The organism is Enterobacteriaceae endosymbiont of Plateumaris sericea, assembly GCF_012562605.1.
Taxonomy (GTDB): Bacteria; Pseudomonadota; Gammaproteobacteria; order Enterobacterales; family Enterobacteriaceae.
Genome location: NZ_CP046224.1, coordinates 254,988 through 276,594 on the forward strand (window position 1 = coordinate 254,988; position 21,607 = coordinate 276,594).

General features: G+C 18.1%; 16 protein-coding genes. 3 read left to right on the forward strand and 13 right to left on the reverse strand.

Annotated features, from left to right (window positions below):
• From lon to GJT84_RS01185, 6 genes are all read right to left on the reverse strand, one after another.
• A partial coding sequence (gene lon, locus GJT84_RS01160) for an endopeptidase La (RefSeq protein WP_168867115.1) occupies positions 1 to 1,722 on the reverse strand: 1,722 nt, incomplete at its 3' end.
• A 126-nt stretch (positions 1,723 to 1,848) separates the two neighbouring features.
• On the reverse strand, positions 1,849 to 3,099 hold the full coding sequence (clpX, locus tag GJT84_RS01165) for an ATP-dependent Clp protease ATP-binding subunit ClpX (protein ID WP_246208504.1): 1,251 nt from the start codon (positions 3,097 to 3,099) through the stop codon (positions 1,849 to 1,851).
• A gap of 55 nt (positions 3,100 to 3,154) precedes the next feature.
• Positions 3,155 to 3,763: an ATP-dependent Clp endopeptidase proteolytic subunit ClpP gene (gene clpP, locus GJT84_RS01170; protein ID WP_281348992.1), complete on the reverse strand. Its 609-nt coding sequence runs from the start codon at positions 3,761 to 3,763 to the stop codon at positions 3,155 to 3,157.
• 113 nt (positions 3,764 to 3,876) lie between these two features.
• Positions 3,877 to 5,193 carry a trigger factor gene (gene tig, locus GJT84_RS01175; protein WP_168867117.1) on the reverse strand — a complete coding sequence of 439 codons (1,317 nt, stop codon included), beginning with the start codon at positions 5,191 to 5,193 and terminating at the stop codon, positions 3,877 to 3,879.
• A gap of 101 nt (positions 5,194 to 5,294) precedes the next feature.
• The gene (locus tag GJT84_RS01180) at positions 5,295 to 5,558 is read right to left on the reverse strand and encodes a BolA/IbaG family iron-sulfur metabolism protein (RefSeq protein ID WP_168867118.1); all 264 of its coding nucleotides are present in this window, start codon (positions 5,556 to 5,558) and stop codon (positions 5,295 to 5,297) included.
• Between the two features lie 106 nt (positions 5,559 to 5,664).
• Positions 5,665 to 6,450 (reverse strand): inositol monophosphatase family protein, encoded by a 786-nt coding sequence (locus GJT84_RS01185; protein ID WP_168867119.1) that lies wholly within the window; start codon positions 6,448 to 6,450, stop codon positions 5,665 to 5,667.
• A gap of 169 nt (positions 6,451 to 6,619) precedes the next feature.
• Here GJT84_RS01185 and GJT84_RS01190 point away from each other — a divergent pair, with 169 nt between their 5' ends.
• The 3 genes from GJT84_RS01190 to GJT84_RS01200 all read left to right on the forward strand — a co-directional run bounded on the left by GJT84_RS01190 (position 6,620) and on the right by GJT84_RS01200 (position 10,084).
• Complete coding sequence (locus GJT84_RS01190) at positions 6,620 to 7,195, forward strand: NifU family protein (RefSeq protein WP_168867120.1); 576 nt, start codon at positions 6,620 to 6,622, stop codon at positions 7,193 to 7,195.
• A 205-nt stretch (positions 7,196 to 7,400) separates the two neighbouring features.
• Positions 7,401 to 8,288 carry a homoserine O-succinyltransferase gene (locus tag GJT84_RS01195; RefSeq protein WP_168867121.1) on the forward strand — a complete coding sequence of 296 codons (888 nt, stop codon included), beginning with the start codon at positions 7,401 to 7,403 and terminating at the stop codon, positions 8,286 to 8,288.
• Positions 8,289 to 8,356: 68 nt separating this feature from the next.
• Complete coding sequence (locus GJT84_RS01200) at positions 8,357 to 10,084, forward strand: proline--tRNA ligase (protein WP_168867122.1); 1,728 nt, start codon at positions 8,357 to 8,359, stop codon at positions 10,082 to 10,084.
• Here GJT84_RS01200 and tilS read toward each other — a convergent pair.
• From tilS to dxr, 7 genes are all read right to left on the reverse strand, one after another.
• The gene (gene tilS, locus GJT84_RS01205) at positions 10,076 to 11,410 is read right to left on the reverse strand and encodes a tRNA lysidine(34) synthetase TilS (RefSeq protein ID WP_168867123.1); all 1,335 of its coding nucleotides are present in this window, start codon (positions 11,408 to 11,410) and stop codon (positions 10,076 to 10,078) included. The genes GJT84_RS01200 and tilS overlap by 9 nt on opposite strands.
• A 31-nt stretch (positions 11,411 to 11,441) precedes the next feature.
• Complete coding sequence (gene dnaE / locus GJT84_RS01210; protein ID WP_168867124.1) at positions 11,442 to 14,933, reverse strand: DNA polymerase III subunit alpha; 3,492 nt, start codon at positions 14,931 to 14,933, stop codon at positions 11,442 to 11,444.
• 105 nt (positions 14,934 to 15,038) lie between these two features.
• Complete coding sequence (locus GJT84_RS01215) at positions 15,039 to 15,548, reverse strand: OmpH family outer membrane protein (protein WP_168867125.1); 510 nt, start codon at positions 15,546 to 15,548, stop codon at positions 15,039 to 15,041.
• Positions 15,549 to 15,607: 59 nt separating this feature from the next.
• Positions 15,608 to 18,094: an outer membrane protein assembly factor BamA gene (gene bamA / locus GJT84_RS01220; protein ID WP_168867126.1), complete on the reverse strand. Its 2,487-nt coding sequence runs from the start codon at positions 18,092 to 18,094 to the stop codon at positions 15,608 to 15,610.
• A complete protein-coding gene (gene rseP / locus GJT84_RS01225; RefSeq protein ID WP_168867127.1) occupies positions 18,075 to 19,445 on the reverse strand; it encodes an RIP metalloprotease RseP in 1,371 nt (456 codons plus the stop codon). The genes bamA and rseP overlap by 20 nt, the downstream gene beginning before the upstream one ends.
• Positions 19,446 to 19,595: 150 nt before the next feature.
• On the reverse strand, positions 19,596 to 20,348 hold the full coding sequence (gene uppS, locus GJT84_RS01230) for a polyprenyl diphosphate synthase (protein WP_168867128.1): 753 nt from the start codon (positions 20,346 to 20,348) through the stop codon (positions 19,596 to 19,598).
• 35 nt (positions 20,349 to 20,383) lie between these two features.
• Complete coding sequence (gene dxr, locus GJT84_RS01235) at positions 20,384 to 21,589, reverse strand: 1-deoxy-D-xylulose-5-phosphate reductoisomerase (protein WP_168867129.1); 1,206 nt, start codon at positions 21,587 to 21,589, stop codon at positions 20,384 to 20,386.
• Positions 21,590 to 21,607: the final 18 nt, after the last annotated feature.

Consider the following 21,607-nt stretch of genomic DNA (forward strand, 5'->3'; position numbering starts at 1 on the left):
CAAATTATCTATTATAATAGATTTAATATTTTTCTCTATTAAAATATTTTTAACTGCTTTTCTACATAAAGTAGATAATTCACGTTCTAAATTACGTACCCCAGACTCTCTAGTATAAAATCTAATTATGTCTATAATAGCTGTTTTATGTATTGTTAATTCATTTTTCTTTAAAGCATTTCTATTAAATTGTTTTGGTAATAAATATTTTTGAGCTATATTTAATTTTTCATCTTCAGTATATCCTGATAATCTAATAACTTCCATTCTATCTAATAAAGGTGATGGTATATTAATACATGAATTAGAAGTAGCCACAAACATAACATCAGATAAGTCATAATCAACTTCAAGATAATGATCATTAAAAGAAATATTTTGTTCTGGATCTAATACTTCTAATAATGCTGCAGCAGGATCACCTCTCATATCATATGATATTTTATCAATTTCATCTAATAAAAGAAGAGGATTTTTAACACCTGTTCTAGATATTTTTTGAATAATTTTACCAGGCATAGAACCTATATATGTACGTCTATGACCTCTTATTTCTCCTTCATCTCGAATTCCTCCTAATGCCATTCTAATAAATTTTCTTCCAGTTGTTTTAGCAATAGATTTTCCTAATGATGTTTTTCCTACTCCAGGTGGTCCTACTAAACATAAAATAGGTCCTCTTATCTTATTTGATCTATTTTGTACAGCTAAATATTCTAAAATACGTTCTTTTACATTTTCTAACCCAAAATGATCAGCATCTAATGTTTTTTTTGCTTTAGATAAATCTTTTTTTAATCTACTTTTATTATTCCATGGTATTTGTACTAACCATTCTATATAACCTCGAACTACTGTTGCTTCTGCTGACATTGGAGACATCATTTTTAATTTTTGTAATTCTGATTCAGCTTTTTCTTTAGCTTCATTCGGCATTTTAGCTAATTCTATTTTTTTTTTTAATATTTCATTTTCATCAGTACTATCATCCATTTCTCCTAATTCTTTTTGAATAGCTTTTATTTGTTCATTTAAATAATATTCTCTTTGACTTTTCTCCATTTGTTTTTTTACTCTATTACGAATTTTTTTTTCAACTTGTAATAAATCAATTTCTGATTCCATAAGAGCCATAAGATATTCTAATCTTTCATTAATATTAGACATTTCTAAGATTAATTGTTTATCTTTTAATTTTAAAGGCATATGTGAAGCAATAGTATCTGCTAATTTTGCTGCATTATTTATATTATTTAATGATGTTAATACTTCTGGAGGTATTTTTTTATTTAATTTAATATAACTTTCAAATTGATTAATAGCTGTTCTTACTAAAACTTTTTGTTCTTTTTCTTCAATATTTGGAGAAGTTATATAAATTACTTGAGCAGTAAAATAATTTCCATTATCGGAAAGAGTTATTATATGAGCTCTTTGTAATCCTTCTACTAATATTTTTACAGTACCATCTGGTAATTTTAACATTTGTAAAATAGAAGTAATAGTACCAACAGAAAATAAATCATCAATACCAGGATCATCATTTGATGCATCTTTTTGAGCAACTAACATAATTTTTTTATCATTCTCCATAGCAGTAGATAAACAACGAATAGATTTTTTTCTGCCAATAAATAAAGGAATGACCATATGAGGATATACTACAACATCACGTAATGGCAACACAGGTATTACAATACGTTCTGAATGCTCAGAGTTCATAGAGATCTCTCTTTATTTTTCTGATAAATTTTAAATGATATAATTTATAAAAATATTAATTTTACTTAAAAATTAAATAATACTCTTTAATATAGTTAATACTTTTATTATTTATATAAAAGTTATTTAAATATTATTTTTATAATAAATAATTGGTTTAGATAAATTATTAATTACTTTACTATTAATTATTACTTTTTTAATATTATTAACCGAAGGTATATCATACATTATATTTAATAATTTTTTTTCAATTACAGATCTTAATCCTCGAGCGCCAATATTTAATAACATTGCTTTTTTTGCAATAGCTTGAATAGCATTATTTGTAAATTCTAATTTTATATTTTCATATTCAAACAAAGCTTTATATTGCTTAATTAAAGCATTTTTAGGTTTTAATAAAATTTTTATTAATCCATTAATATCTATTTTTTCTAATGGAACAATAATTGGCAATCTTCCTATAAATTCAGGAATTAAACCAAATTTGATTAAATCATTAGAATTAACTTCAATAAAAGATTGTAATTTATCGTTTTTATAATTTATATTTTTTATATTAATATTAAAACCAATTTTATTAGAAATATTTAGTCTATTAGAAATAATTTTATCTAATCCATAAAATGATCCAGCACAAATAAATAATATATCTTTTGTATCTACTTGAATAAATTTTTGTTCTGGATGTTTTCTACCTCCTTTTGGAGGTACTGAAGATATTGTTCCTTCAATTAATTTTAATAAAGCTTGTTGTACTCCTTCACCAGAAACATCTCTAGTTATAGAAAGATTTTCTGATTTTTTTGATATTTTATCAATTTCATCAATATATATTATTCCTTTTTGTGCTTTTATTATATCATAATTAGCTTTTTGTAATAATTTTTGAATAATATTTTCTACATCTTCACCAACATATCCTGCTTCTGTTAAAGTTGTTGCATCAGTTATAACAAAAGGTACATCTAAAAATTTTGCTAATATTTTAGCTAAAAGAGTTTTACCGCATCCAGTAGGACCCAATAATAAAATATTACTTTTTTCTATTTCTATATTTTTATTATTACTATATAATCTTTTATAATGATTATAAACTGCTACTGCAAGAGTTTTTTTTGCTATTATTTGATTTATAACATAATTATCTAAAAAATGAAAAATTTCATGAGGTGTAGGTAATTTTTTATTATGTAAATAAATATTATTTTCTTCACTTTTAAATTCTTCTTTAATTATATTATTACATAAAGAAATACATTCATTACAAATATAAACTGAATTACCAGATATTAATTTATTAACTTCATTTTGATATTTTCCACAAAAAGAACAACATAAAATATTATTTGATTTCTCTTTGTTATTTATCATTAAAAACCTCATCTATAAATAATATAATAAATTTATATTTTAAATAAAATAAATTTTATTTCCGATTATATATAATATTATCTATTAAACCATATTTTACTGCTTCTTCAGCTGATAAAAATCTATCTCTATCAGTATCTTTTTCAATAATATCAATAGTTTGACCAGTATGAAATGACATTAATCTATTTATATGTTTTTTAATTCTTAAAATTTCTTGAGTATGTATTTCAATATCAGTTGCTTGGCCTTGATAACTACCTATTGGTTGATGTATCATCATTCTTGAATTCGGTAGACAAAATCTTTTATTTTTTTTTCCAGATGAAAGTAAAAAAGCAGCCATTGAACATGCTTGTCCTATACATATAGTACTAATATCAGGTTTAACAAATTGCATTGTATCATATATTGACATACCTGATGTTATGGTACCTCCTGGACTATTTATATAAATATAAATATCTTTTTCTGAATTTTCTGATTCTAAAAATAATATTTGCGCAACTATTAAATTTGCCATATTATCTTCAATATTTCCTATAAGAAAAATAATTCTTTCTTTTAATAATCTAGAAAAAATATCATAAGATCTTTCTCCTCTAGGAGTTTGTTCAATAACCATAGGAATCATATTTAATTTATTTTCTTTATATAACAACATTATTAATCCTTGATTTAAATATATATGTTTTCTATAAAGTAATTATATACATTTCATTTAATAGTTATATATATTTTTATAATATTTATTATTTCTTTTATAAAAATATAAATTTAGAAATTTATATTTTTATATTCATGTTTTATATCTTGATAACTATATTGTATTTTATTTATTAACATTGTTTTTATAATAGCTTGAATTGCTTGATATTCTAAAATAGAAAAATATAATTTTTGCATTAATTTTTTATCTGTTTTATAATATTTTATAATTTTATTAAATTGAGTATTATCATAATAATAAATAAAAGAAGATAATTCTTCATTAATAAAATTTGTTATTAAATTTTTATTTAATTTAATTTTAAAATCATTAATAATTTTATTAATTAAAATTTTTGCTAAAGTATATTTTTTAGCTTTATCATATAAATTTTTTGAACTTAATTTTTTAAATTGTTTTTTATTTTTTTTATAAATTTTATTTATAGAATTAAATTCTGAATTAATTAATAGTAATGGTAATTTTATTTGTTTATGTAAATTAATTAAAATATTAATTACTTTATATTTAATAATATAACGAATCATTTTATCTGTTTGAAATTGTAATTGTCTGTTAATAAAATTATATAATTTTTCAAAAGTAAAATTATTAGTTAAATTAGAATTAATTATATTTTTTTTACTTACAAATAGAATTTTATATTTTTCTACTTTTTTAATTAATATAGAAAAATTCTGTTTAGTTCCAATTAATTTTTTATTAGGATAATAATTAGAAATTAATATTGTAATATCAAATTTATCTCCATTTTTTTTTCCAATAATTTCTTTTTCTAAATTAGGTATTATTTTCCATTTATTAGATAATAATAATTTAATATTATTAAATATCTTATTTTTTTTATTATTTACATAAATAAATATATCAATAATTACTCTGTCTACTAAATTAGCTATTTGATTTTTTTTATCTAACCAAATAATATTTTTATTATAAAATTTTGAAATATAGTTATTAATATCATTATCATTAATTTTTACTATAGGTATATCAATTTTTACATTATTAAATTTTAATAAGTTAAATTCAGGATAACTTTGAAATATAACAGTAAATATAAAATCTTTACCTATTTCATATTTATTATAATTATATTGGGGTAATCCTATTATATTAATTTTTTTACATTTAATTTTTTGAAAAAAAATTTTTTCCATTAAATTATTTAATACATTTAATTGTATTGATTTTATATAAAGATTTTTAATAATATTCAAAGGAGCTTTACCTTTACGAAATCCTTTAATTATTTTATTTTTTGATATAAATTTTAATTTTTCTTGAATTTTATTTTCTATATTAATATTATCAAGCTTAAGAATAATTTTGTGATTTATATTTTGTAATGCTAAATTGTACATAATTTTATAACCTTATATATTATTATATGTAATAATTTATATTAGGAATAAATAAATTAAAATTTTTAATTAGTTATTATTTAATAATTTAAAATAGGTATTTATAGTTTTTTCCATTCTTTAATTGTATAAGTATGTAATGATAATGCATGAATATTATTTATTAATTCATCGGCTAAAACATTATATATAGATCTATGACGAGTAATAAAAGGTTGATTAATAAAATTATCACTTACTATTATAATATCAAAATGATATTTTGAAGTATTAAGTATATTATGCATATGATTACTACTATTAATTTTTAAATATACAGGATTAAATATAATTTGTAATTTATTTTTTATTTTAGCTCTTAACATAATTTTTACTCTATTTATTTAAATATAATTTATATTATAATAATTAATATTTTTAATAAAAAATATTATATTATAAAAATAATATTTTAAAATATATAGTTTAATTTTATTTACTAATATTTTGTATCTGAGATATAACAAATTTAATTATGGTAGAATTTCCAGCTAATATATTTTTTGAATATTTATAATTATAATTTCCTATAAGATCAGTTATTAATCCTCCTGATTCTTTTATAAGAAGTTCTCCTGCAATAAATTTATCAAAATTTATATTATTACCTATATAACAATTAATTTTATTAGAAGCTAAATATGCTAAATCTAAAGATAGTGAACCACTAATTCGAAAATTAATTAAATTTTTTATAAATAATTTAATTAAATTAATATTTATATTATTATCTAATATAAAATTTTCATTTATAGCAAATAATAAATTTTTATTATTTAAATAATTATTACAACGTAATCTATATCCATTTAATTGAGCATCTTGTCCTCTAATAGCTGTAAATAAATCATTTTTTAATGGATCATATATTAATGATATTTCTGTTTTACCTTTTATACAAATAGCTATAGAAACTGCAAAATGAGGTAATTTTTTTATAAAATTTATAATTCCATCTAAAGGGTTTATAATCCATTGAGTTTTTTTATATTTAAAAATTAATATTCCTTTTTTATTTAAAATAATAATTTTTGTTGAATATATATTTAAAAAATTTTGAAAAATAATATTTTTTATATTTTGATTTATTTTTTCTATAAAAATAGAAATATTTATTTTTTTATTAAAAATATTTATTGTTTGTATCTCATAATTTTTAATAATAATATCACCAATTAGACGAATTATACGTATAGCAACATTAAGCATTGGACGCATATATATTTCTCATTAATTATTGTATTATATAAATTAATAATTTATTTAATTTTTATTAAAATAAATAATTTAATATTTTTAAAATAGTTATTTAATATATAATATATTGTAATTTTATTTAAAAGATATTATAAAATATCTTTTATCATTAATAAATTTAATTAATTTTATGTTAAAACTTACTATTAAAGCAGAAAAATATCTTTATTATTTATTATCTTTTAGAAAAACAAAACAAATTAGAATTAAAATTCTTAATGATCAAAATAATTCTTTAAAAGGAAATGTTTATTTTTGTGATAAAAAAAAAATAAAAGATACTGATCTTGAAATTAAATTTAAAAATTTTTCTATATTTATTGAAAAAAATAATTCTAAATTATTACACACAGCAACAATAGATTTAATTAGTGATAATTTAAATAAAAAATTAGTATTTACAATAACACAAAATAATATAAATAAAAATAATAGAGATTTGATTTCTTTAAAAGAAAAAATAAATTTATTTTTAAAAGAAAAAATTAATCCTAATTTATTAAATCATGGAGGATATGTAATAGTAAAAAAAATTACTCAAGATTATTTAGTAATGTTAGAATTTTATGGTGGCTGTAAAGGTTGTTCTATGATTAATAATACTTTTAAAAATTGGATTGAAAAAGAATTATTAAGTAATTTTGCTGAATTAAAAGGAGTATTTGATATTACAAAACATGATATTAATAAATTTTCTTTTTATTAATAAATATTAAAATATTTACTAATAAATATATATTTTAAATAAATTTTTTGTCTAAATATTTTTTTAAAATAATTTTATATAAATATAACTTAAAGCTATATATTTTAAATAATTATAATATAAATTATAGTTTATTTTTTTAAAAATTAAAATATTTAGTTTTTTGTATTCAAATATATTAAAATATACAAAAAAAGGAATAAATATGTCAGTAATAGTTCCAGAAAAATTACCTGCTATTAATTTTTTAAAAAAAGAAAATATAATTTTATTAACAAAAACTAAAAATTATAAAAAAAGAACTGTATCTAAAAAAATTATTATTTTAAATCTTATGTTTAAAAAAATAGATACAGAAAATCAACTTATTAGATTATTATCTAATTCTCCTTTATTAATAGATTTATACTTATTAAGTATAAATGATTGTCATTCTAGTAATATAACTTCAATAAAACATATAAAAAAATTTTATTTTACTTTTGAAGAAATTTATAAAGAATATTTTGATGGATTAATTATTACTGGTGCTCCTTTAGGATTGATTAATTTTTCTGAAATTAGATATTGGAAAAAATTTATTCAAATAATAAAATGGGCGCAAAATCATGTTCATTCTATTTTATCTATATGTTGGTCAGTACAAGCAATATTAAATATATTATATGATATGCCTAAAAAAATTAATACATTTAAATTATCAGGAATATTTAAGCATAAAATTTTAATTAAAAATAATTTTTTAACAAAAGGATTTGATGATTATTTTTTTGTTCCACATTCAAGATATGCTGATTTTTCTATAGATATAATAAAAAATTATACAGATTTAAATATTTTATCTGATTCTGAACAAGCAGGAGCTTATATTTTAATGAGTAAAAATAAAAAGTATATTTTTATAACTGGTCATCCAGAATATGATGCTTGTACTATAGCAGAAGAATATACATATGATTATAATATTAATTTAAAACCTTCAATTCCATTTAATTATTTTCCTAATAACGATGTTACATTAATTCCTAAAGTTAATTGGAGATGTCATGGAAATTTATTATTTGCTAATTGGTTACATTATTTTGTTTGTTAATATAGTTTAAATTAAATTATAATAAAATATTCATAAATATTTAAAATTTTTATTAATAGGAAAAACTAATGTTAGCTAGTAAATATTTATTTTTTACATCAAAAATTACAATACCAAATAATAAAATAAATAGTTATTATTTAATGATAAAATCTGGGATGATTAGACAATTATCTTCAGGAATATATACTTGGTTACCAACAGGTTTAAAAGTAATTAAAAATTTTAAAAAAATAATACGTAATGAAATGAAAAAGATAAATTTTTTTGAAATTTTAATGCCTATAATACAACCTAGTAATATATGGGAAACAAGTGGTCGTGTTCATGATTATGGACATGAATTATTTAAAATTATAGATCGAAATCAACGAAATTTTTTTTTAGGACCTACTCATGAAGAAGTTATTTCATTTTTAATTAAAAATGAAATAAAATCTTATAAAAGATTACCTCTAAATTTATATCAAATTCAAGTAAAGTTTAGAGATGAAATTAGATCTCGTTTAGGAGTAGTACGTTCTAAAGAATTTTTAATGAAAGATGGATATTCTTTTCATATTAATGAAAAATCTTTAAAAAAAACATATAATATTATATTAAATACTTATAAAAAAATTTTTGATTTAATTAAATTAAAATATTATATTGTAGAAGGTGATAATAGCCTTATAGGCGGAAAAATTTCTCATGAATTTCATGTATTATCTAATAATGGAGAAGATTCAATTGCATTATCAGAATCTGGGTATGCATATAACATTGAATTAGCAAAATTTTTTATTCCTACAAGATTTAATATTAATGAAAGTATTTTTTTAAAAAAAAAATTATTATCAATTGATAAATCAATTAGTTTTGAATATATTGCTAAGAAATTTAATTCATCAACTAATAATATTATTAGAACAATTATAATTAAAACTACAGAAAAAATAAATCCTCTAATTGCTTTATTAATTAGAAGTGATTATCAAATAAATATTAGTAAAATAGAAAAAATAAATAAAAATATATTAAAACCATTAAATATATTATCTGAAAAAGAAATTACTAATATTTTTAAAGTCAATAGTTATTCTTTAGGACCTATGAACTTAAATATACCAATAATTGCAGATTATTCTATCATAAATATGAATAATTTTATTATAGGTTCAAATATTAAAAATAAATATTATATTAATATGAATTGGGAAAGAGATTTACCTATACCAGAAAATATTCAAGATATTCGAAAAATATGTAATAGAGATTTTACTCCTGATAATAAATATCCAATAACAATTAATAAAAGTATTGAAATAGCTCATATTTTTCAACTTGGTACAAAATATTCTCATTTAATGAATACTTACATACAAAACATAAAAGGAGAAAAAATTCCTTTATATATGGGATGTTATGGTATTGGTATTTCTCGTATAATTGCAGCAATTATTGAACAAAATCATGATATTAATGGTATATATTGGCCTTATTCTCTTGCTCCATTTAAAGTGGCAATAATACCAATTAATATGAATAAATATAGTTTAATTAAAAAAGTATGTTTTGATATTTATCAAAAATTTAATTCTATAGGAGTAGAAGTAATTTTAGATGATAGAAAAGAAAATCCTGGAGTTATGTTTACAGACATAGATCTTATTGGTGTACCACATATAATTATTATTAATAATAATAATATTATTAATAATAATGTTGAATATAAATCTAGAAAAACAGGTAAATATAATATAATTTCTATTAATTCAATTATTGATTTTATTTTAAATAAAGAAAAATTAAATTAAAGTTTTTTTATTAAAATTTTTATCCCAAAAAATAAAATTTTTTTCTTTATTATCGATTCCTTCTAGAGTTACTAAATTATTTTGTAATTCAGCGATAAATATATTATTATAAAACAATAATGGAATATTATCTCTGTTCCATTCAGGAATGTTAAGATTTTTCCATATATCGTGTATGTTAATTTTTTTTTTAATATTGTTAGAAAAATAATATTTACCAGAAATATGAAATTTTATATATACTATTTCTTCCTTTTTTGGTTTTCTTATTTTAAGAGTATTTTTTTTATATTTATTTAAAAAAAATAATTTACCTAAATGATTAGGTAATATTAATGGAAATAAAATATTCCATTTATAAATATTATTTTTTAAAGTAAAAAATTCTTTTATACAATATAAATTAAAATTATATTTTCTAATTTGATAATTCCCTATTTTCACATAAGATTTAAATTTTGATTTAGAACAAATAATATTTTTCCATATTATGGATAATATTTTTCTAGAAGGCATTTTACATTGATTATATTCTATCCATTTTCTAATTATAGCATTTCTTTTTATAATACTATAGTTATATAAAGGAATAAAAGATAAACTATTATCATTTTGTATTAATTCATTCATATTAGAACTTAATAATTCTGTTATTAGTTCTTCTTGTTCACGACAAATAGATGATGTTTTTAATACAGATTTTTTAAAATAAGGCCATCTATAATTTAATTGAGGTAAAATTATATTTCGTAAAAAATTACGATCATATTTATTATTTAAATTACTTTGATCTTCTATCCAATTTAAGTTATTGTTTATTGCATAATTTAATAATTGTTTACGACTTATATCTAATAAAGGACGGAATAATCGTAATTTATTTATAATATTTATTTGAGATATACCTGATAGTCCTTTTGGACCACTACCTCTTTTTAAAAATAATAAGATTGTTTCATATTGATCATCTAAATGATGAGCTGTTACTATAATTTCTTCTTTTTCAATAATTTTATTAAATATTTTATATCTTTCTATACGTGCTTTTTCTTCGATATTTCCTTTTTGATTATTTAAAGTTATATTTTTACATATAAATGGTATATTCCATTTTTGACATTGTAAAAAACATGTTTTAGACCAATGTTTTGAATAGTAATTTAAATTATGATTAATATGAATAGCTCTTAATTGTATACAGGAATATTTTTTACGTAATTTCATTAAATTATATAATAAAACTGTAGAATCTAATCCTCCACTATATGCTATTAATATTTTTTTATATTTATATAAAATTAGCTGTATTTGTTTTTTAAATATCATTTTTTGAATACAATTTTTTATTATATATATTTTATTTATTAAAATTAAAATTTAATTTTAATATATTTTTTCCTAATATATATTTTAATTTAGTTAATAAAATATTATTAATTAATATTTTATATATTTGATTATGATATATTTCAATTTTATTATCTTTATAATAAAAATATATAGGAACTCCTTCAATATTATTATTTTCCAATAAAAAATTTTTTAATTTTGAAAAAAATTTTTTATTAGAAAATATTTTAATTTCTTGAATAATTATTGATATACTAAATATATATTTTTTACGAAATGTTTCAATATTAATTATATTATTTCCTTTAAATTTAAATTTTTTTGTAAAATTATCAAAAAAAACTAATCCTTTTATAATAAGAATATTATCTAATTTTATTAAATAAAAAAATTTATTAAAAAGATCTAATGTCAGATTTACTTCTATTATTTCTGTATAATCATCAATATTAAAAGCTATTATTTTTTTTTTATTATTAATAATATAATGTATATTACTAATAATTCCTGCTATTTGTAATATATAATTATGTTTTTTAAAACATAATGATATATCTTTTATATAATTAATGTTAAAAAAATATTTTATTTCTTTTAAATATTCAGTAATAGGATGACCAGACAAATAAAATCCTAAAGTATTTTTTTCTTTTATAAGTTTTTCTTTTTCTGACCAAATTAAATTGAAATCATTTATAATATTCTGATCTTTATCAATTAATTTAAACATATCTATTTGACCACTTTTTTTTATCTTTAAATATTGTTGAGATATTTTTATAGTTTCATCTAATTTATTATATAAAATACCTCTATTATATTTAAAACAATCCATTGCACCAGAAGTTATTAATTTTTTTATAACACGTTTATTAATTTTTTTAAAATTTGTATTTATACAAAAATCTATTATTGATTTATAAGGACCATATTTTTTTCTAACATTTAAAATATGTTTAACTTGACTTTCTCCTATTCCTTTAATTGCTCCAAAACCATATATAATATTTCCTTTTTTATTTACATGAAATTCATATGTACTAGTATTAATATTAGGTGGTAATAAATTAATTTTAATATTCCAACATTCTTTTACTAAATTAATAATTTTTTCTGTATTATCCATTTCAGATGTTAATACTGAAGCCATAAATGCTTCTGGATAATATACTTTTAACCAAAGAGTTTGATATGATATCAATGCATATCCTACAGAATGAGATTTATTAAATCCATAAGCAGCAAAATTTTCTAGAAAATCAAAAATTTTCATTGATAAATTAGTATCAATATTAAATTTTTTTGATCCTTGTAAAAAATAAGATCTTTGTTTAGACATTTCTTTATGTTGTTTTTTACTAATTACCCTACGTAAAACATCAGCTTTTCCTAAACTATATCCAGCAAGAGTTTGAGCTATTTTCATAACTTGTTCTTGATATAAAATAATACCGTATGTAGGTTTTAATATTGGTTTTAATTTATCATGTTGCCATTTAATATCTGGATAAGAAATAATTTCTTTACCATGTTTTCTATTAATAAAATTATCAACCATTCCTGATTGTAAAGGTCCAGGACGAAAAAGAGCTAATAAAGAAATAATATCTTCAAAATTATCTGGTTTTAATCTTTTTATTAAATCTTTTATTCCTTTAGATTCTAATTGAAATATTGCAGTTGTATTAGCTTTTTTTAAATAAGAATAAACTTTTTTATCATTTAAATTAATAGAGTTAATATCAAGTGGTATTTTATTATTTTGTATATATTGTTTATTAATAATTTTTAATGTGTTATCAATAACAGTTAATGTTCTTAATCCTAAAAAATCAAATTTAACTAATCCAATATCTTCTATATCATTTTTATCAAATTGAGTAACTATATTTTTACCTTCACTATCACAATATATAGGAGTAAATTTTGTTATTTTAGATGGAGATATAACAATACCACCAGCATGTTTACCAACATTACGAATAGTACCTTCTAATTTTAAAGAAGTATTAACTAAATTTTTTACATTATTATCTAATTTATATAAATTAGATAATTTTTTATTTATAATAAAAGCTTTTTTTAAACTAATACCTACATCTAAAGGAATTAATTTTGAAATACGATTAACAAAATCATAAGAATATCCTAATACTCTTCCAACATCTCTAATTACTGCTTTAGCTGTCATAGTACCAAATGTTATAATTTGAGATACTTTTTCATAACCATATATATTTTTTACATGTTCAATAACTAAATCTCTTTTTTCCATACAAAAATCAATGTCAAAATCAGGTAAAGATATTCTTTCAGGATTCAAAAATCTTTCAAAAATTAAATCAAATCTAATAGGATCTATATTAGTAATATTTAAACAATAAGCAACTAGTGATCCAGCTCCTGAACCTCTAGCAGGTCCAATAGGTATATTATTATCTTTAGACCATTGTACAAATTCCATAACTATAAGAAAATAACTAGGAAAACCCATTTTATTAATAACATCTAATTCTTTTAATAATCTTTGTTTATATATATTTTTTTTAACATTTCTTATTTTAATATCAGGAAATAAATTTCTTAAACGTTTTTTTAAGCCATTTTTTGATTTTATAATGAGATAATCTTGATTATTTATACAATTATTAAATATAGGTAAATAATATTTTCCTAATTTTAAAAAAACACTGCATCTTTTTGCTATTTCTATACTATTTTCTAATGATTCAGGAATATCATAAAATAATTTAGACATTTCTTTAGCACTTCGAAAAAATTGTTCAGAACTATAATTAGATTTTTTTTTAAATTGATTTAAAGTATAACCTTTATTAATAGATACACGAATTTCATGAGCAAGAAAATCTTTTTTATCTAAAAAACAAACTTCATTAGTTGCAACAACTGGTAAATTAAAATCACTAGCTATATTTAAAGCTAAATATATATATTTCTCTTCATTAATACGATTTGTACGAGTTAATTCTAAATAAAAATTATTAGGAAAATATTTTTTATAAAAATTAATAATTTTTTTAACTAAATAGATATTATTATTTAAAATATTTTTTCCTATATCTCCTTGAACTCCTCCTGATAATATAATTAATCCTTTATGATATTTTATTAACATATTATATGTTATAAAAGGTCCAATAAAATTATTATAACCATTTTTATAAGCATCAGAAATTAATAATTTCAAATTATGATAACCACTATTATTTTTTGCTAAAATAATTATTTTCGTAAAATAATTATTTAAATGAATACAATTTTTTATTATAAATTCAGATCCAATAATTGCCTTAATTCCTAAATTATGAGATTTTTTATAAAATTTTATTAAACCAAATATATTTGTAATATCAGTAATTGCTATTGCAGGCATATTAAATTCAGAGGTTCTTTTAATTAAATGTTCAATCTTTGCTAATCCATCTTTCATAGAATAATCACTATGAACATGTAAATGAATAAATTTTTTATAGTTCATTTTATATAGAAACTTTAATTAATACTATTTAATATGATTTAATTAATATTAAATTTAATGCTAAAATTTATTTAGCATTAAATAAATAATTATACAAGAATTTTATTATTTAATTAGAAGTTTATCTTGAGATAAAACTTCATTAGTTATATCTTTAACATTCTTTATATAAAGAATAAAAGTAGAATCAAAAACTATATTATAATGTTCTTTTTTTGCAATTATATTTATTAATTTTTGAATATGATTTAGTATTACATTACGTGCTTCAATTTGTCTTTTATTATTTTCTTTTTTAAATTTTTCTACTTTTTTTATTAAAATATTTCTAAGATTTTTTATATCTTTTTCTAGTTTTATTCTTTCTGAAGGTATCATAGATATACCTTGATTTTGTATTTTTTTTATTTTTAAATTTAATTCATTTTGTAATTGTTGAAGTTTAATTAATTGGGGTTTTAAATCATTTTCTAATTGTTTACTACAAAGTTTTTTTAAAGGTATTTGTTCAAAAATTTTTGCAATATTAACTACTGCAATTTTATTGCAACAAAAAGTTTGGGTACTTAATACTGTAAAAAACAATCCTATAAAAATTTTTAAAAAAAATTTCATTTATTGTTACCTTCTATAATATATATGAATGTTATTTAAAACAGAATTAAAATAAATTATTATTGAATTTTTCCTATATTAAATTGAAATTGTTCAATTTGATCTTGATCATATTTTATTAAAGGATATGCATAAGAAAAAATTATTGTTCCAAAAGGGGAATACCATTTAAAAGCAATACCAATAGAAGATCTCATATTAGTTAATATATTAGTTTTAGAAATTTTATATAATTGCATTAAATAATTATTTTTTAGTAAAGTATCCCAAAGATTTCCAATATCAAAAAAAATAGATGTACGTATATTTTTTTTATATTTTTCCTGTATAAAAGGAATAGGAATAATTAATTCAGTACTAAAATTAGTTATAGCATTTCCACCAATATAATCATTAGATGTACAAATTATATGTTTATTAGTACAAAAATATTTAGATGAATTATAATATATTGCTTTTGGACCTATATAATTTATTTTAAAACCACGTAATGTTTCTGCACCACCTAAAAAAAAATTTTTATTAAAAGGAAAAGTTCCATTTTCAAAACTATTACCATATCCAATATTACTTTTTAATAAAAAAATCAATTTTGCAAAATTATTTAAATTATTATTTTTCATAACTGAATATAAAGGAATATATGTAGAATTATTAATATTTATTTTATAATAATAATTTTTAGATATTAGAAGATTAAAACTTGTATTTATAATACTAATATTTCCTTTTGTTGGTAAAAATTTATCATTTAAAGTATTAAAAATAAATAAATTGCTTAAATTTAAACTATTTATAATATAATGATTAGAATTATTTAAATTATAATTATAACCTATTTTTTTTAAAAAATTCCAAACAGATATTTGAGGTTTAATATCTAAAAAATTATTAATATTATATTCAATGTTATTTTGTATTTTTAAATTTTTACTAAAAGGGTAAGTTAATATTCCAGAAATACCCCTACTTTTATTTATAAGATTTGAATCTTTTGTTTTAAAATTATTAAAAAATAATTTTGTACCTAAACTAATATTATTTTTTAAAAAATACGAATTTATTAAAGAAAATTCTAAATAAGTTTCTAATGAATCTGTATTAACTTTTATATTAATATTATTTCCTGTACCAAAAAAATTATCTTCACCTATATCTGATAGTAATGAAAAACCATTATTACTACCATAACCAAAATGAATATTTAAAACTCCACTATCACGTTCATCAACTTTAAATATTAAATCTATTGTATTTTTTAAATCATTATTTTTTTTTAAAAAAACTTCTATATTTTCAAAATAACCTAATAAATTCAAACGTTTTTTAGTTTTTTTAATTAAATTACTATCAAACCAAGTATTTTCCATTTGAATAGTTTCATTACGTAAAATATTATCTTTAGTTAAAAAATTACCTATATATTCTATATTTCTTATAAAATATTTTTTACCTGTATATATGTTAAATTTTATTTTAACAGAACTATTCTTTATATTAAATTTATTAAAAATTTGAATATGAGGATATAAATATCCATAATTTCCTAAAAAATTAATAATTTTATTTTTAGTTTGTATAATTTTTTTATTATTATACAAATCTCCTGATTTAATTTTTGTTATGTTTTTTATTTTATCTAATAATTCTTTTTGATTAATATCATATGATATATTATCAAATATAAATTTTTTATTTTCATCAATATTTAAAGTAATATATATATCTTTTTTATCACTTGAAAAATTATGAGTAATTAATTTTATTTTAAAAAGAGCAAATCCTTTATTTAAATAAAATTTTTTTAAATTTTCTATATTATTATTAATATATTCTATGTAATAATTATTATTTAAAAAAAAATCTATAAAAGATTTTTTAGAATTCCATTTTAAATAATATAATAAATATTCTTTAGTATAAGAATGATTTCCTAAAATATTTATTTGTTTAATTTTTGATCTTTTTCCTTCATATATTAAAAATTTAATAGTAATATAATTATGTGGTTGTCTAATAATTTTAATTTTTACTTTAGAATTAAACATACCATTATTTAAATAAATATGTTCTATCTGTTTTTTAATAAAAAATAATGCTGGATAATCAATAATGATTCCTTTATTTATTCCAACATCATTAATTATATTTTGTAAAATATTATCTTTAATAAATTTATTACCATTAAAAATAATATTAGAAATTACAGGTTTTTCTAATATTTTAATTGCTATGTTATTTTTCTCTCTAAATACATATATATTTTCAAACATACCAATATCAAATAATGCATGTATTAATTTAGTTAAATCTTTATTAGTAATACAATCTCCTATTTTTATAGGTAAATTTTGCATTATATTATTCGTTTTAAACTTATCTAATCCAAATATTGTAATTTTATTTATGCAAAAAATATTTTCTTTATTAGAATCTATAGATATACAATTAATATTAGTACTAATAATTAATATTACACATAAAATAAAATATTTAATTTGTTTTATTTTAAATAAATATTTTTTTTTATAATTGTGAAAAATCATTGATTAATGCAATCCCCATTATTAAAAATAAAAACATTAAACTAATATTATATATTAATTCTTGTGTTGTTTCTGATAATTTATGCCCTGTAATTTTAGTATATAATAAAAAAGATATTTGACCACCATCTAATACAGGAATAGGTAATAAATTTATTATACCAAGATTAATACTAATTAAAGCTAAAAATATAAAATAATATAAATAACTATTATAAGCTAATATTCCAGCGTTACGTGCAATAGAAATAGGTCCATTAATATTATGAAAATTTATATTTCCATGAAACAAATTTAAAATAATTATTAACATTAATTTTATTAATGTATAAGTTTTATTAATTGCTTTAATAAATGATTGAAAAAAATTATATTTATATGTTATAATTGATGTATTATCTTTAATATTAATTATTTTTGGAATTAATCCTATAAATCCAATTTTTATATTTTCTAAATATTCTTTTTCAGGAATTATAGTAAAATTTATATTTTTTTTATTTCTTTCTATAGTAATAAAGATAGATTTATTTATATTATTAGAAATAATTTTTTGAAAATTATACCAATTTGTAAAATTTTTTCCTTGTATTTTTATTATTTTATCTCCTATATTTAATTTTGCTTTTTCTGCAGGTGATTTATTGAAAATTTTAGTAATAATAGGATAAATTATAAAACCTTTTGGTAAAATACCTAAACTTGATATTAAATTATCTTTATTATTTTTAATAAAGAATTTATTAAAAATTATTTTTTTTTTAAATAAAACATTTGAATATATATTTTTTACTTCTAAATTTATATAATTTTTATTTATATTTTGAATTAATATCGTATTAAAAGTATCCCAATCTGGAGTTTTTATTCCATTAATTGTTTTAATTTCTGTATTAGGAGTTAAACCAGAAATATCTGCTAATGAAGAATAATAAATTTCATTAATGATAGGTTTATTAGCAGGAAAACCTATAAAAAAAATACTCCAATAAATTATTGTTGCGAATATTAAATTCGATATAGGTCCTGAAAGTATAATCAAAATTTTTTTTATAAAAGCTACATTATTAAAAAATAATAACTTATATTTATTTATATATGATATTTTATCAATTGTAATTTGATTCTTATCAGGCATTTTTATATAACCACCTAAAGGTATTAATCTAATTACAAAATTAGTTCCATATTTATCACAATATTGTAATATTTTTTTTCCAAAACCAATAGAAAAACATTCAATATATATATTAAAATAACGAGCGATATAAAAATGTCCAAATTCATGTACTATTATTAATGTGCTTAAAGTTATAATAAATATTATTATATCCCAAATAACATTAAACAAAATATTAACTCCTCTAAATTATTAAAATATAGATAGTAATTAAAGTTATAATTATTACTAATTTAATATTTAAAATCAAATTTTTATAATAAAATTTATAAAAAGAAAATATTATATAAATTATATATATTTAAAATTTTTTATAAAATATTATTTTAATATAATTTTATTATTAATATTACCTCCAAAACTTCGTTTCCTTTTAGAAAACTCTTCTAAAGCATCTTTAAAATTTTTTTTATTAAAATCAGGCCATAATATATCAGTAAAATAAAGTTCTGAATAAGCAATTTGCCAAATTAAAAAATTACTAATACGTAATTCTCCTCCAGTTCTTATTACTAAATCTACAGGAATAATATTACTTAAACATAAATATTTAGAAAAAATATATTCATTAATTTTTTTAGGATCTAATAAACCTTCTTTAATTTTTATAGCAATTTTTTTTATTCCTGAAATAATATCCCAACGACCTCCATAATTAATAGCTATATTTAAAATTAATCCATTATTATTTTTAGTTAAGTCTTCAGCTTTAATTATAGATTTTTGTAAATTAATATTAAATTTACTAATGTTACCAATAATTTTTAAACATATATTTTTTTTTTTTAAATTACTTGCTTCATAATTTAATACTGTAGTAAATAAATTCATTAAAAATTTAATTTCATTAATAGATCTTTTCCAATTTTCACTACTAAAAGCATATAATGTTAATACTTTTAATTTATAATATAATGCAGAATTAATAATTTTTTTTATAGTATTTACTCCTTCTTTATGACCTGAAAATTTCCATATATTTCTTTTTTTAGCCCATCTTCTATTACCATCCATAATAATAGCTACATGATTTGGATAACATAATTTTTTAAGACCTAATTTATTTATTATCATTTTAATTTTAATATTAAAATATTAATATATTTTAGTTAATGTTTATTAAATTTATTTTTTAATATATATTTAGTATATTTACGTACATAATTATCTATCCATAATATATCACGAACAGATTTAGGATTATTAAAAGATAATTTATTAATTATAGTATGATTTAAAGGAGAAATATCATCTAATGATATTTCTCCTTTAATAAAAGATTGTATAGCTATTTCATTTGCAGCATTTAATATTATAGATGAAGAAATACTTCCTGAATAACATACTTCCATTGCTAATTTTAAACAAGAATATTTGATTAAATCTGGTTTTAAAAAAGTTAAATATTTTAATTCATGTAAATTAATTTGTTCAACCCCAGAATTTATTCTAATAGGCCAATTTATCATACTAGCAATAGAAATACGTATATCAGAAATACTTAATTGTGTTGAGATAATACTATCTTTAAATTTTATCATAGAATTAATTTTTGATTCAGGATGAATAATAATTTCTATTTGATCTTTTCGTGTATTAAATAAATATTTACTAGCTATATATTCTAATCCTAGATTCATCATTGTCGCTGAATTAATCATTGATTTTTTTTTCATATTACTATCAGTTTTTTTACAAACATCTTTTATATTAATATCTTTAAATTTTTTTTTAGAAATATGTAAAAAAGGACCTCCAGAACTAGTAAGAATAATACTTTGAATATTATTTTGATTTAAATCACAAAATCCTAATTTATTTTGAATATTTATAGGCATCATTTGAAAAATAGCACTATGTTTTTTATTAAGAGGTAAAATTTTTGCTTGAAATTTTTTAGCTTCATACATCAAAATATTACCAGAAATAATTATTAATTCTTTATTTGCTAATAAAACATTTTTTCCTGCTCTAATAGCAGATAATACAGATAAAAATCCTGCTGTTCCATTTATAGCAGCAACAACTTGATCTACATCATCTAAAGATGATATTTGTTCTATTTCTTGTTCACCAAATAATATTTCTGTTTTAATTTCAGTATTAAATAAATTATTTTTTAATTTTTCAGCATCATTTTTTTTTAACATAACTGCATAGTCAGGATTAAACAAAATACACTGTTTAGTCATTAATTCTACATTATTATGAGAAACTAATACTTTTATTTTAAATAATTCAGGATTTGTTAGTACAACTGATAAAACATTTCTTCCTATATATCCAGTTGAACCTAATATAGTTAAGTATTTCATACGATCCAATTATAATAT